Below are 14,270 nucleotides of genomic sequence, written 5' to 3'. Positions count from 1 at the left end.
TGTAGTACTGATTACCGGGTGGTTATCAATTACACGTTTTTCACTTCTACGTCGGCCAGAACCCGGCCGCAGTGCTCGCACACGATGATTTTTTTGTGGGCGATGATGTCTGCCTGGCGCTGTGGGGGCACCGTGTTAAAGCAGCCACCGCAGGCGTCACGCTTCACCGTTACCACGGCCAGGCCGTTGCGCACGTTGCCGCGGATGCGGGTATAAGCCATCAACAGTCGGTCTTCGATAGGCTTCACGGCCTTTTCGCGCTCCGCCATGATTTTTTTCTCGTCGCTTTCGCTTTCACCTACAATGGTTTCCAGCTCCGACTTCTTATTATCGAGGTCTTTCTTACGCTCATCGAGGCGCTGCTTGGTACCGCTGATTTCGTTGTTTTTCAACTCAATCTGGTACTGGGCTTCTTTGATTTTCTTTTCAGAAATCTGGATTTCCAGTTTCTGCAGCTCAATTTCCTTGGCAATAGCCTCGTACTCGCGGTTGTTGCGCACGTTCTGCTGCTGGTCCTCATACTTTTTGATGAGGCCATCGGCATCCTTGGCGTTTTGCTTGCGCTGCTTAATCTGCTCGTTGAGGCCGGCAATTTCTTCGTCGAACTTGCTTACGCGCACTTCGTAACCCGCAATTTCGTCCTCCAGGTCACGTACCTCTTCCGGCAAATCGCCGCGTACACGCCGGATTTCGTCAAGCTGCGAGTCAAGCTGCTGCAGGTTCAGAAGGGCTTCCAGCTTGCTGGCAACAGTGGTTTCCACAGAGGGGTTAGAAATCATAACGGACAGGGTTGGTGAGGGTCTCGGCAATGAAGAGCGCAAAAGTACTTCCAAAGTTGGCGGTAAGCAAATCCCGGAAAACCTCGCCGGTAAATTGTTCGCTCTCAAAATGGCCTACGTCGCAGAGCATCAGCCGGCCTTCGGCGCCAAAATATTCGTGGTATTTCAGGTCGCCGGTCACGTAGGCATCGGCACCGGCGCTACGGGCTTTACCAATGAGGAAACTGCCGGCCCCGCCGCACAGCGCTACTTTCTGGATGGGCCGGGTAAATTCTGTGTGCTTTACCACGGGCACGCCCAGGGCCTCCCGCAACCGCTGCCGGAACGCGGCCGGTTCCATGGCCTCAGGTAGCTCGCCTACCATGCCGGAACCCACTTCCTGGTGGGTGTTTTCCAGCTTCACTAATTCATAAGCAACCTCCTCATAAGGGTGGGCCTGCCGCAGGGCCTGCAGTATGCTATGCTGCAGATACAGGGGCAACAGCACCTCTATGCGCTGCTCGTACACGGTTTCCGGCTGGCCCGGCTGGCCGATAAAGGGGTTGGTGCCCGCACCGGGCGTGAAGGTGCCGGTGCCTTCTATCCGGAAGCTGCAGTCGTGGTAGTTGCCGATGCGGCCGGCGCCGGCCGCGTACAGCGCCTGCAGCACCGCCTGGGTGTGCGTGGGCGGCGTGTAGGTTATCAGCTTGGCCAGGGTGCCGGCTTTGGGGTCGAGGATGCGCAGGTTTTGCAGGCCCAGCTTTTCGGCCAGCTTGCGGTTTACGCCGCGCTGCACATTGTCCAGGTTGGTGTGGGCGGCGTAAATGGCAATATCGTTTTTAAGCGCTTTTATCAGGGTTTGCTCTACCTCGTTAGCTCCGGTGAGGCGCTTGAGCGGGCGGAATATCACGGGGTGATGCACCACTACTACGTTGCAGCCACGCTGCAGCGCTTCCTCCAGCACGGCCGGGGTACAGTCCAGCGCAATCAGCACGCCGCTTACTTCCATAGTTGGGTCGCCGCATTGCAGGCCCGCGTTGTCGTAGGTTTCCTGGTAGGCGAGGGGCGCCGCGGCTTCCAGCACCCGGGCCAGGTCAGCTACAGTGGTTGTTTTCTGGGTGCTTATGGGAGCAGGGCTGGGGGCTGGCTGAGTATACATAGGACGTGGGATGATGGGGTAGAAGCGCGCCGCAAGTTGCAGTACCTAGCTTAATTTCGACTTGGTGGCACACGTTTATAATGGCAGAATGCTGGCTGAGCACCTATTGAATAAGCGCACTAAGTACTTCTACGTAGCGGGCTACGTGCTGCGGCAGCTCCCGCCGTTTGTATTGCATGAGGTAGCGCGGGTGGTCCAGCACTTCAATATGCTCGAAAAGCCTGAGTTCCTGGTTTAGCTGCTGCAGATATTTGGCGTTGCGCCGGCCCAGGCATACCACCACGGTGCGGCGTAAGCCCACCTCGTGTACCTGCTGGTGCAGGGAAAGGCGCAGATCATCGGCCAGGGCGGCCGTGAGGGCCGGCGCGTCATAATAGTTATAGTTGCGCTCCTCCCGCAGCAGCACCAGCGGGTATAGGGAGCCCAGGTAGAAATCCTGGTAGAAACGGGCGGGCCCGCCCATGGCCGCCACCACCTGATAGATAAACTGGCTGGAAAGCTCCCGCTGCCGGGGCAGCGGGTTGGCAATGCCGCAGTTATCGGCCAGGGCAACCGGGTCGGTGAAGGCCACGCCGGTGCGGCCGCTCCCAAAGCGCCCGGGATTGATACCCAGCAGAGCTATGCGCGGAGCGGGGCTGGCGTAGTATTGCCGGGCAAAGGCCGTGAGCAAGGGCTGCACAGCGGGCTGCTGGTAGGGGCTTTCTGCCGAAACCCCCGCGGGCAGCGCGGCCGGCAGCGGAAAGCCGGTGAGGAAGGAGAGGAGGCGGTCGGCAAAGGAAGTCATCATCAAAGAATAGTGCGCCACTCCATGGCGGCGCAGCGGAACAGAGGCGGGTAAAGTGGGGCTTTCTGGCCGGAAACCAGGCCAGCCGAAAAGGTACTCAGCCATGGCGGCAAAATCCCCGTATTTTTGCCCGCTCTGTTTTTCGCTTCTATGGCCCGATTGGTTACGCTCTTGCTGCTGCCGCTAAGTTGGCTCTACGCCGGCATTATGGGGGTGCGCAACTGGCTATACGATGCCGGCCTCCTCACCGCAGCCCGTTTTCCGGTACCCCTTATTAGCGTGGGAAACCTGCGGGTGGGCGGCACCGGCAAAACCCCGCACGTGGCCTGGGTAGTGCGGCAACTCCTCCAATTGGAAGCAGAACCGGCTATTCTAAGCCGGGGCTATGGCCGCCGTACGCGGGGCTACCGCCTGGTGCAGCCCACCGATACAGCCATTACGGTGGGCGACGAGCCTCTGCAGCACTTTCAGGATTTTAGCGGCACCGTACCCGTAGCTGTGTCCGAGGACCGCCGGGTGGGCCTGTTGCATCTGCTGACCAACCAGCAGCCCAGCGTCATCGTCCTCGATGATGCCTACCAGCACCGCCGCGTTCAGCCAGCGCTTTCCATATTGCTAACGGAGCATCAGCGGCCTTTTTACACCGATGAGGTGCTGCCGGCGGGTAGACTACGGGAAAACCGGGCAGGCGCAAGCCGGGCCGACGTGGTGGTAGTTACAAAATGCCCGGAACAACTCCCCCCATCCGAGCAGCAGGCAATGCAACAGCAAATTGGCCGTTACACCAGGGCCGGAGTGCCGGTACTGTTCTCCGGTTATAGCTATGGGGCCCCGGTAGCGGTAGGCCAGCAGCCCACACCCGCCAGCGCCGAAGTGATTCTGCTTACGGGAATTGCGCAGCCAGAACCCTTGCGTACGTACCTCACCTCAGCGGGCTACCAGGTAGCACACCACGCCGTTTTTGCCGACCATCACGCCTTTACCCCCGCGGAAATTAAGGCCGTATGTGCCCAATTACGGCCCGGACAAAGCATCTTTACCACGCAAAAGGATGCCATGCGCCTGGCGCAGCCCGCTTTGCGGCAGGTGCTGGCGGGCGTGCCGGTGTTTTATATTCCCATTGAAGTCCGGTTTCTGGCCGATGGCGCCAGCCGGCTTCGCGCTTTCCTCGTGTCTTCTTTTCAGCCCCAAGCTGTTGTCTGATCTGTCTTCTTTTTCGTTTATGCGGCGCGCAGGCCGGTTGCCGTGGCGGTCCACCCGTTGTGGGGGGCTGCTGCTGGCCTTTCTGCTGTGGCTGAGCGTGGTAGCTCCGCTGCACGCCCAAGTGCTGGACGATACCACCAAAGTGTTGTATGGTCCTCTCACCACCAAAGTTATTCGGGAGCGGAATGTGCTGCGCGACATCACCACCGGGCAAACGCTGGACACCACGCTGCTCACGTTCCACAACATTCGGCGGTACTGGCTGAATGATACCACCTATCAGCAGGACCTGGGCAACCTGGGCACGGCCTCGCGCAAGCTGCTCTGGGAGCAACCCACCAAGCTGGGCGCCCGCCTGGGCCGCACCGTATTTGATAAATATGCCCGCACCGCCTCCGATGTGGTGTATTACGATACCCGCTCGCCCTACACCTTCTTCCGCTATTTGCAGGGCGGCCTGGGCGAGCAGATTTTTCAGCTCTCTTATGCCCGCAGCCTAAAGAAGAATGCCAACCTGGGTGTTTCCTACGAGCGGCTGGCTTCTAACAAAGTACTGGCTGCCTCGCCCCGCGAAGGGCTGATTCGCCATTCCGGTATTACAATCTTTGGCCGCTATCAGACGGAGGATGAGCGGTATCATTTGCTGGCCAATTACATCATTACCCGGCACGAGGCCGTGGAGCAGGGCGGCATCCGGCCGCTGAATGATGCCTTGATTCCGCTTGCCCAGCGTGATACGTCGTTGAATCAGTTGTTTGATTATCAGCGGGAACGGGTATGGCTGAGTCAGGCCCTGAACCGGGACAACCGCGACGATGCCCACCTTGCGCATACCTACCGATTGCTGGGTAAAGGCCTCACCGCCTTTCACGTCTTCGACTTCAACCGGCAGCAAAACCGCTACAACGACGAGGCTATTCCCTACGATGCCAGCGGCAATATCCTGTACTACCCTCGTTTTAGCACCAAACGGCAAACGCAGTTCGACTCGACCAAAACCGAGGACCGGGCTTTATTCCGGCAGATAGAAAACACCGTGGGCGTGCTGGGCCACACCGATGCCGTGGACTACCGCGTGTACGGCCGCCACCGCAATGCCCGCCTGGAAACCCGCTCTTTGATTGGCGGAGAAAGTAATGATACGCTGCCTATACGCACGTTCAACAATTTTTTTGTGGGGGGCAACGCAGCCTTCCGTTACCAGCAATTTGCCATTCAAACGGCTGGCGAGTATAAGATAGGCGACGAATACTGGGTGCGCGCTTCGGCCCGGTTAGGATTTCTGACCGCGGAGCTGTTCAGCTCCTCCTATTCGCCTACGCTTACGGAGCAGCAGTTCAGCGGCAACCATTTTGCCTGGTCCCACATTGATACGGCTAAATTCAAAAATACCCAGACCAACCAGTTGCTGGTACGGCTCGAAAAGCAGCTGGGTGCGCAACGGTTTCTGGCAGAAGGTTCGGTGGTGAATATCAGCAACTTGATTTTTTATAACCAGGATGGCAAGCCGGAGCAGTTAAACAAGCAACGCCAATTATATATCGGCCGGCTGCGGCACCGCTTAGTGCTGGGCGGATTCTACACTGACCATGACCTGACGCTGACTGGCAACGGTGACGGCGAAGGCCTGCGCATTCCCACAACGGTGCTCACCAGCCGCATTGCTTACCGGGGTTTCCTGTTCAAGAAAGCGCTGTTTGGGCAGGTAGGGGTGGAGACGTACTTCCAGTCCCGGTGGCGGGCTTATGACTATAGCCCCAGCACGCAGCAATTTTTTGTGCAGGATCATTTCACCGTGCGCAGCTACCCCCTGGTGGACGTATTCCTGACTGGTGACATTAAAACGGTAACTGTGTTTCTGAAGATGGCCTACCTTAACCAGGGGTTGCTGCATAACGGGTATTTTGCCACCCCTTACTACACAGGTAATCCACGCAGCTTCCAGTTCGGAATCAAGTGGAATTTCTTTGATTAATCTGCTTTGGTAGGCTGCTTTTACCAGGCCCGCTTCAAGCACTGCTTTAGCTTCTCATGACTGACAATATCCTGCCTGACTCCAGCGCCGAAGTAGCCCGGCAGCGCGAGAAAACCATCCTCAAGCTCAAGCTCAATACCGACCCGCGCTGGGTAGATATTGCCAGCAAGAACATTGAGGATATTCTCGTAGACCATGCCTACTGCGAGCAAAAGGCGGCCAGCACCGGCATCAGCCTCATCCTGAAGTACCCCGAAAAATCCCGACTGGTAGACGAGCTAACGGCGTTAGTAGCCGAGGAATGGGCGCACTTTGAGCGGGTGCTGCTGGAGCTGCGCAAGCGTGGACACGAACTGGGCCGCCCCCGCCGCGACGAGTACGTGGTGCAGCTCATGACGCACGTACGAAAGGGCGGCGCCCGGGAGCGGCAGCTAATGGATCAGCTATTGGTAAGTGCTCTGATAGAGGCGCGTAGCTGTGAGCGGTTCAAGCTTTTGTGGAAGCATATTCCCGACCCCGGCCTGAGCAAGTTTTACTATGAACTGATGGTGTCAGAAGCCGGCCACTTTGTTAGCTACGTAGACCTGGCCAAGGAATATTGCGACGCCCGGGAGGTAGATGCCCGCCTGCAGGAGCTGCTTAAAATTGAAGGCGAAATCATAACCAACCTGCCAGTGCGCAACGACCGGATGCATTAGCGGTGAGATAGTGAAATGGTGAGTTTGATGTTCTGGCGGCACCAACGGCGCAAATAGAACATCAAACTCACCACCTCACCATTTCACTATCTCACCATCTCACTGAGAAGCCAGCAGGCCGGCCGGTACCTCCAACTCCCCGGTATGTGGGTCAATCAGACCGTTGCGCTCATCCTCAATGTTGGTGGCCTGCGTGTACACGTCGCCGGCAATAGGGTGCTTGCGCAGCTCTCGCTTGTACTGCCGAATCTGCTCGGCCCGGGCGGCTATATCCTGGGGGCCACCGTAATCAGGGAAGCCAAAACCACCCCACTCGCTGACAATCAATGGTTTCTGGCGACGATAGAAGAATGGGTCGCCTACTACTAAAGGGAAGGCAGCTACTCCTAAATCTCCCTGCACCAGGCGTTCCAGTACATTTTGCCATTGCGCCAGCTCCGGGGTATACAAGTGCGCTGTCAGTAAGTCCGACATCAGGCGGCCCCCCGCCGAAACGTGCTGCCATCCATCATTATCCACCACCAGAAACTGCGGATGCTCAATCTGCATGTAATGATACATGTCGGTGATGTAGCGACGCGTTTCGGGGTTGGTGGCAATATCCTGGGCGCCCCAATCCTCATTATAGAGGCTCCAGATAACCACCGAGGGGTGAGACTCAATGAGGGCCAGCATGCGCAGCAGCTCGGCCCGATGATTTTCCCGGCTGCGCGGTGTGGAAGTATGCGGGCTGGGAACTTCTACCCACAGCAACAGGCCCAGCTCATCGGCCAGATTATAGATTCGGGGGTCTACGCCCGCAATGTGCACCCGCACCAGGTTACAGCCCAGGTCACGCATGGCATACATGTGCTTGCGCATTTCCTCATAGGTGGCCGTACCGGGCTGATACAGAATGCCATCCAGATAAAGGGGCTGATTATTCACGTACACGGACTTGCCCCGGGACTCTATCTTTCGCAGGCCAAAATGCGTTTCAATCTGGGCAGTATAGCCTTCACTATCAATCAGAAGCGCCACCAGATAGTACAGGTTTGGAGTGCCGGGCCCCCAGGGCTTGGCGCCGGGCAGCTCCATCACTACCCGCTGCTGCCGCTGCCCTGATTCCAGGCGCAGGGGGAAATCAGAAGTAGCCAGGGGCTGCGGCGAAGGATTACTCCGGTCAAAAACCTGCAGACGCAGGGTGTATAAGCCGGGGTCGTGTATGCGGGTGGTAATAGTGAAGCGTACCAGTTGGTCTTCAATCACGCTGTCGATACCCACCCGGGAGCGGAGGCGGTTGCGCTCCACCATCTCCAGCCAAACGCTGCGTACGGCTCCGGTATAGGTCTGGTACCAGATGCCGCCGCGCTTATACACGTGCGACTCCTGCTTGCCGCGGGTAGTTTCCGCGTCCATGGTATCCGCAATACGCACGGTAATGCGGTTAACGGGGCGCAGGTTTTCTTCCTTAAGCTCAAAAGAGAAGGAGGTATACTCGCCATAATGCACGTCTTCGCCTTCAATGGTGCGCAGCTGGTGGCCATTCAGCCACACGCGGGTTTCGTAGCCACAGGCGCCAAAGGTGAGCTGGAACATGGCATTAGAACCATCATCGCCCCGCTCCGGCAGCGGAAACTCCCGCTCGTACCACACCACTACCTGGTCCTGCCAGCCGGCCGGGGCCTGCTCGCCCTTCACGCTGGCCAGGTGGTCTTCCACGGAGCCGGGCCAGGGGGCGGTATCGGTATAATGGTGCCCTACATACCAGTTATCCCGCAGGCCGGTATCATGGATATCATGCTCAAAGCGCCACTCCCCGTCCAGGAGCAGGTAATTATTGGTGCGCAACACAGCGCGAGGCAATGGATTGGCGGTGCGCAGCTCTCCTTCAGTGCGCGAAAAACCGTAGTTCTTTTGATCAGAATCCATGAAAGCTGCAAAAGGTGAAGCCTTAACTAACGTACCGCACCCGGTGACGGATGCAGCGAACTACCAATTAATAAGTCGGGGAGAGGGCCAACGGCTTAGGTTTTCTGCTTTTTCTTCTTGGCAGCGGGAAACAGCACGTTGTTGAGAATGAGGCGGTAGCCGGGCGAATTTGGGTGCAGCGACAAATCGGTGGGCTCTTCTTCCACCAGGTGCTGGTAGTCTTCCGGGTCGTGGCCGCCATAAAACGTCCAGGTGCCTTTGCCCAGCGTGCCATGCATGTAGCGCACTTCTCCGGAGGTTTTATTGTCGCCCATGGTCACTACATCGGGCTTAATGAGCTGCTTGCGAAACGCGGTGGTCTGGCCCATGAAGCCCTTAATGGTCTTCTCGTGGTTCTGGGTGAGCATGGTGGGCACGGGGTCGTACTTGGCCGAGAAGGTAAACAGCTGGAAGTAGTCGTTGTCCTCGTACACGCCGCGCTCCTGGGGCTGCATGTCGATGTTGCTGTATTCGTACTGGTAAGGGTCGCGTACCAGCTGGAAGTCCTTGAAAGCCAGCGTGCGGTTAAAGTTGAGCTTTTGCTGGGCATTGGGGTCGGCGGGGTCACCATCATACATGCTTTCCACCATATCCACGCCCAAACCGGCCAGGGCAATATCATACGTATCGGTGGCAGAGCACATGGCAAACAGGAAGCCGCCGCCGGCAATAAACTCCTGCATGCGGGCCGCCACGGCCCCTTTCATCTGGCTTACTTTGGTGAAATTATGGCGGCGGGCAGCGGCTTCCGCATCGTGCTGCTGCTGCTGGTACCAGGGGCGGTTGCGGTAGGTGGCGTAAAACTTGCCGTACTCGCCGGTAAAATCCTCGTGGTGCAGGTGCAGCCAGTCGTACTTAGGCAGGGCGCCGTCCAGCACCTCATCGTCGTAAATCTGGTCGTAGGGAATTTCGGCGTAGGTCAGTACCATGGTTACGGCATCGTCCCAGGGCTGCTTGCCTTTGGGCGTGTACACCGCAATTTTGGGCACCTTCTCCAGCTTCATAATATCCATGTTGGCGTTGGGGTCGGCTATTTCGGAGAGGATGCCGGTGTACTGGGCAGCGCTGATCACCTGAAAGCTCACCCCCCTTACAGAAAGCTCATTTTCCAGACCCTGGGCATTCTTGCAGGCAAAGGCCCCGCCCCGGTAATTCAGCAGCCAGTCTACTTCTACCTGTTTAGTGAGCAGCCAGTAGGCAATGCCATAGGCTTTCAGATGCTCTTTCTGGGCATCATCCATGGGGATGAGGATATGATTGGCCCAGGCCGAAACCGGCCCCGCCAACCCTGCCAGCAGGAGCGCTACCACGAGAAAAAAACGCTTCAATACCATCGCTAAAACCGGAAAAACTGCCGCCTAAACAAATGTACCAAAACCGCTGGGCTTTTACCCGAAAGCGGTTACCTTGCAGGACCCGCCAACATAGCTAACCCAAATAACGGGCAAGCTTCGGCTTTTGAGGGTTTCTGCCATGCACCTGCTAGAAAACATCAAAGAGGCATTCCGTTCCATTCACAGCAATCTGCTGCGCACGGTTCTCACTGCCCTCATTGTCAGCATTGGTATAATGTCGCTGGTCGGTATTCTAACGGCCATCGATTCTATTAAGTATTCCCTGAACCAGACCTTTGCCAGCTTGGGGGCCAACTCTTTTGAGATGACCGCCAAAGGCTATACTAACCGTATGCGGCGGGGCGGCATGCAGACCAAAACCTACCCCGCCATATCGTATCTGCAGGCCAAGAAGTACAAGGAAGAGGTAGGGGATGAGGCCCAGGTGGGCATTTCGGCCTTTATTGCCGGGGCTACCGAGGTGAAGGCCAATGGGGAGAAAACCAACCCCAACATGAATGTGGTGGCAGGCGATGAGAATTACCTGATGATTCAGAATTACGCTTTAGGCACCGGGCGGGCGTTTTCGCAGGCCGAGCTGGATAATGGTACCAACGTAGCCATTGTGGGCTCCGAAATTAAGGACAAGCTTTTTCCGCAGCAGAGCCCGGTTAATCAATATATCTATTTCCTGGGACGGCGCTTTCAGGTAGTAGGCGTGCTGGAAAAGAGCGGCTCTACTATGGGCGGGGGCGGCGCCGACCGCACCCTGCTGATTCCGCTGGAAACCGGTAACCAGATGCCCCGCCAGCGCGCCCTCACCTATGATATTAAAACGGCGGTGGTGCAACCCGAAAACCTGGGCTTTGTGATGGGCCAGGCCACCGGCATTATGCGCGCCGTGCGCCACGACCAGCTGGGCCAGGAGAATTCCTTTGAAGTAGAGCGGAGCGATTCGCTGGCCAGCAAGCTGGATTCCCTCTCGGGCAACCTGCGCATTGGCGGCTTTCTGATTGGCTTTATTACCCTGCTGGGAGCCAGTATCGCCCTCATGAATATCATGATGGTATCGGTAACGGAGCGTACCCGGGAAATCGGAATCCGCAAAGCACTGGGCGCAACGGCCCTGCAGATTCGCCAGCAGTTCCTCATCGAGGCCATTGTTATCTGTGTGTTGGGCGGCACGCTGGGCATCATTTTAGGGGTGGCCATGGGCAACTCCATTTCCCTGTTTATTGGCGAAGGCGCTTTTCTGGTACCGTGGCTGTGGATGTCTCTGGGGTTGATGATCTGTATTAGCGTAGGGCTGGCCTCGGGCTATTATCCCGCCAGCCGCGCCGCCCAACTGGACCCCATTGAGTCCCTGCGCTACGAGTAAACTCCTGTAAGCGGAGTTGCGCTGTGATGGTTTACCGCCGCTCCAATTCTAATTGCTTCTGATTTTTCGGGGTGCGTAGTAACGTACTTTCCTGGCTTGATATAAGCCAGGTGACAGGATATTTCCGGCATTAAGGAGAGCAGAGGGAGGGTGGTGCCGGTCAAACACTTTTGTGTAAGCAGGTCGAACAAGGTCGTGTTTAGGAATTGTCATGCAGGGTTGTTGGGCAAAGAGCGTCTTTCCTATAGCCCGTCATGCGGAGCGAAGTCGAGGAATCTCTACCGCTTCGTTGCCATGTTGGGGGTTAGCCAGAGGTTGAGATGCTTCGGCAAGCTCAGCATGGCGGTCTTTTTTAATTGTTCGTTTCCCAACAACATCAGCACGCGAGATGTCTCGGTCCCTGGCTTGATGCGCCACATGCTCGACATGACGGAAACGACGTTGTAGTATTTGCGCTGGATTAACGTCTGGCTTTCCATACTTAACTTAAGCGTTACCAATAATTTCTTAATGAGGGAAGAGGGGAATACAACGCTGATCCTTCTTTATCAGGAAAGGCTCCCGGTAGCTGTGAGGTTGATTTGAGGCATGCCTTCCATGAGCACCTGTGGTGAATAGTTGCAGAGGCTTTTCGTCGATGAAATAGAAGCTTTGCTATAGCACATATTTTAAACGTACTGTCGCAAAGTTGCCAGGAAGGTTGGGGCCGGGGCTCTACTGCCGACTGTTCAGCAAGCAAAAGCACCGTTGTTTTTTATGACCATTTGAGTATATTTGCAGTGAGAATTTTAGTTACTCATTTGGAAATATGACAAAAGAAGAAACTATAGGTCAGCGTTTTAGTCAGCTCATTCAAGAGTTGGGAATGACCAAAAATGCCTTTGCTATATCCCTGGAAAAGACGGCTACCGTTATTCAACATTTGGTTGAAGAGCGTAATAAACCGGGTTTTGATCTTTTGTGTAAGGTTTTTGAAATATATCCAAATGTATCAAAAGACTGGTTAATGCAGGGGGCCGGGCCTATGTTTACAGGTGCTGTGCAGGAAGTTAGAAGCTCTTTGCCTGTGAATGCAGCCCCTAAGCATTCTGCACCAGCGGAAGCAGTGCCGCCTGCTACCAGCCATGCTGAAGCAGCTACTAGCCCATCGTCTCTTCCTTCTGATTCTGCAAAGACAATGGAGCAGCCAGCGGAAGCTCCAGACCCGGCTTCTATAATGAGCCAACCATCTGCCGGGAGTTCGGTTTATGCCGCAAATGCAGCACCCGCTACTATAGTCCCAGTCGTTGCCACGGTAGACACCGGCTGGCAGTCGGCTTTATATACCCAGCAAATGGCACATCAACTGGCTATGGCCGAGCTGCGCAATCAGCACCTGCAGGAGCAGCAACGGCTCATGCAGCAAATGATGGATCTGATGCAGCGGCAACTGGTTAAGTAAAGTTGGTTAAGGCTTCAATAAACGAAAACAGGGACCTGGCAATAAGCCAGGCCCCTGTTTTCGTTTTTAGCTTTTCAAAGGGCAAGAATTGTGTGTTACTATTACCTAGTGCAGATATACCCTTTTGAATAACTCCTGAAGTTCACCTTTCGGTGCCGACTTTTAAAATCCGAGAACAGACATTTCTTTATACTCCGCAGCTAATGTTGCAGCACCTCAAAGCCTACTTCTTCGGCTTCCATCAGGTTCTGCGGGTTCACGCTGGTCAGGCGCAGACGCTTCATTTCCCCCACCAGCAGCGGGTCGTACTTGGCCGTGACGCGGATGTAGTTGGGCGTGAAGCCTTCCATCTGCCCGTTGGTTACATCGTCCTCAAACAGGACTTTGGTTTCCTGCCCTATATGCTGCTCGTAGAAAAAGCGTTTTTTCTTCTCCGAGAGGCTGCGCAGCTGGGTGGTGCGTTCGTGGCGGTGGCGGTCCTGCACGCGGCCGGGCAGCGTGGGAGCCAGCGTGTTTGCCCGCTCGGAGTATGGAAATACGTGCAGGTAGCTGATGTCCAGCTCATTCAGAAACTGGTAGGTTTCCAGAAAGTCCGCTTCGGTTTCGCCGGGGAAGCCTACTATTACATCCACCCCGATGCAGGCGTGCGGCATCACTTCCTTAATCAGCTGCACCCGGTCTACGTAAAGCGCGCGGCGGTAGCGGCGGCGCATCAGCCCCAGAATCTTATCGGAGCCCGACTGCAGCGGTATGTGGAAGTGCGGCATAAACCGCTTGGATCGGGCTACAAAGCGGATAATTTCATCCGTGAGCAAATTCGGCTCGCAGCTGCTGATGCGGAACCGCTCAATACCTTCCACTTCATCCAGGGCCTGCACCAGGTCGTAGAAGTTTTCCTGCCGTTCCCGGTCGGGGCCCTGCAGGCCGAAGTCGCCGAGGTTAACGCCCGTCAGCACAATTTCCTTTACGCCGGTTTCGGCCAGCTTCTGCACCCGCTCTACCACGCTCTGCACGGAGCCGGAGCGGCTTTTGCCGCGCGCCAGCGGAATAGTGCAGAAGGAGCAGGAGTAGTCGCAACCATCCTGCACCTTCAGGAAGGTGCGGGTTCGGTCGCCGTAGGAGTGCGCGGCATGGAATTCGGTGGCCTCGGAAATGGGGGAGGCAAACACCCGGCCCGGCTGCCCGGCGGCTGGCTTCTGAAAGCCCGCCAGCGTTTCTACCAGTTGAAATTTCTCGGCAGCGCCCAGCACGGCGTGCACGCCGGGAATTTCCGCAATTTCCTGGGGCTTAAGCTGGGCGTAGCACCCCACAATAGCCACAAAGGCCTCGGGGTTATGCTTCAACGCTTCCTTCACCACCTTGCGGCACTTGCGGTCGGCGTGGTCCGTGACGGAGCAGGTATTGATGACGTAGATGTCGGCTGCGTCCTCGAAGGCTACTTTGGCGAAGCCGTGTTCTTCAAACTGCCGGCCAATGGCCGAGGTTTCGGAGAAGTTGAGCTTGCAGCCCAGCGTATAAAAGGCAACTTTTCTGGTGTTCATAAGCAAGGCCGCAAAGATACAACGCCTTGGCGGAGCTGCCGAATCAAGT

Annotated in this window: 12 protein-coding genes; 5 read left to right on the top strand and 7 right to left on the bottom strand. The window is 56.4% G+C overall.

Translation table 11 applies throughout. The features are described 5' to 3' along the window. Positions 1-29: 29 nt before the first annotated feature. The 3 genes from PK28_RS10775 to PK28_RS10765 all read right to left on the bottom strand — a co-directional run bounded on the left by PK28_RS10775 (position 30) and on the right by PK28_RS10765 (position 2,806). Positions 30-761: a zinc ribbon domain-containing protein gene (locus PK28_RS10775; RefSeq protein WP_044516839.1), complete on the bottom strand. Its 732-nt coding sequence runs from the start codon at positions 759-761 to the stop codon at positions 30-32. A gap of 7 nt (positions 762-768) precedes the next feature. Next, the gene (locus PK28_RS10770) at positions 769-1,917 is read right to left on the bottom strand and encodes a Nif3-like dinuclear metal center hexameric protein (RefSeq protein ID WP_044513747.1); all 1,149 of its coding nucleotides are present in this window, start codon (positions 1,915-1,917) and stop codon (positions 769-771) included. Positions 1,918-2,020: 103 nt separating this feature from the next. Further along, a complete protein-coding gene (locus tag PK28_RS10765; RefSeq protein ID WP_082017065.1) occupies positions 2,021-2,806 on the bottom strand; it encodes a uracil-DNA glycosylase family protein in 786 nt (261 codons plus the stop codon). Between the two features lie 45 nt (positions 2,807-2,851). On the opposite strand from PK28_RS10765, the gene lpxK reads away from it, so the two are divergent. From lpxK to PK28_RS10750, 3 genes are read left to right on the top strand one after another with little or no spacing between them, the layout of a single operon-like run. Beyond that, on the top strand, positions 2,852-3,904 hold the full coding sequence (gene lpxK, locus PK28_RS10760) for a tetraacyldisaccharide 4'-kinase (protein ID WP_044516837.1): 1,053 nt from the start codon (positions 2,852-2,854) through the stop codon (positions 3,902-3,904). A 19-nt stretch (positions 3,905-3,923) separates the two neighbouring features. Further along, positions 3,924-5,879 carry a putative porin gene (locus tag PK28_RS10755; RefSeq protein ID WP_197070400.1) on the top strand — a complete coding sequence of 652 codons (1,956 nt, stop codon included), beginning with the start codon at positions 3,924-3,926 and terminating at the stop codon, positions 5,877-5,879. Positions 5,880-5,935: 56 nt separating this feature from the next. Further along, positions 5,936-6,577 (top strand): MiaE family protein, encoded by a 642-nt coding sequence (locus tag PK28_RS10750; protein WP_044513739.1) that lies wholly within the window; start codon positions 5,936-5,938, stop codon positions 6,575-6,577. Positions 6,578-6,676: 99 nt separating this feature from the next. On the opposite strand, the gene PK28_RS10745 is transcribed toward PK28_RS10750, so the two are convergent. After that, positions 6,677-8,488, bottom strand: a complete 1,812-nt coding sequence (locus PK28_RS10745) for a glycoside hydrolase family 2 protein (protein ID WP_044513736.1) — start codon at positions 8,486-8,488, stop codon at positions 6,677-6,679. Positions 8,489-8,583: 95 nt separating this feature from the next. After that, complete coding sequence (locus PK28_RS10740) at positions 8,584-9,855, bottom strand: asparagine synthetase B (protein ID WP_082017211.1); 1,272 nt, start codon at positions 9,853-9,855, stop codon at positions 8,584-8,586. A gap of 145 nt (positions 9,856-10,000) precedes the next feature. On the opposite strand from PK28_RS10740, the gene PK28_RS10735 reads away from it, so the two are divergent. Then, on the top strand, positions 10,001-11,239 hold the full coding sequence (locus PK28_RS10735) for an ABC transporter permease (RefSeq protein WP_044513731.1): 1,239 nt from the start codon (positions 10,001-10,003) through the stop codon (positions 11,237-11,239). A 278-nt stretch (positions 11,240-11,517) separates the two neighbouring features. Here PK28_RS10735 and PK28_RS10730 read toward each other — a convergent pair whose 3' ends face one another. After that, positions 11,518-11,718 carry a hypothetical protein gene (locus PK28_RS10730; RefSeq protein WP_044513728.1) on the bottom strand — a complete coding sequence of 67 codons (201 nt, stop codon included), beginning with the start codon at positions 11,716-11,718 and terminating at the stop codon, positions 11,518-11,520. A 329-nt stretch (positions 11,719-12,047) separates the two neighbouring features. On the opposite strand from PK28_RS10730, the gene PK28_RS20450 reads away from it, so the two are divergent. After that, positions 12,048-12,680: a helix-turn-helix domain-containing protein gene (locus tag PK28_RS20450; RefSeq protein WP_156126349.1), complete on the top strand. Its 633-nt coding sequence runs from the start codon at positions 12,048-12,050 to the stop codon at positions 12,678-12,680. A 200-nt stretch (positions 12,681-12,880) separates the two neighbouring features. On the opposite strand, the gene mtaB is transcribed toward PK28_RS20450, so the two are convergent. Next, the gene (mtaB, locus tag PK28_RS10720; protein WP_044513723.1) at positions 12,881-14,221 is read right to left on the bottom strand and encodes a tRNA (N(6)-L-threonylcarbamoyladenosine(37)-C(2))-methylthiotransferase MtaB; all 1,341 of its coding nucleotides are present in this window, start codon (positions 14,219-14,221) and stop codon (positions 12,881-12,883) included. Between the last annotated feature and the right edge of the window lie 49 nt (positions 14,222-14,270).

It is taken from the genome of Hymenobacter sp. DG25B, assembly GCF_000801315.1.
Classification (GTDB): Bacteria; Bacteroidota; Bacteroidia; order Cytophagales; family Hymenobacteraceae; genus Hymenobacter.
This window is presented reverse-complemented; position numbering and strand designations above follow the sequence as displayed.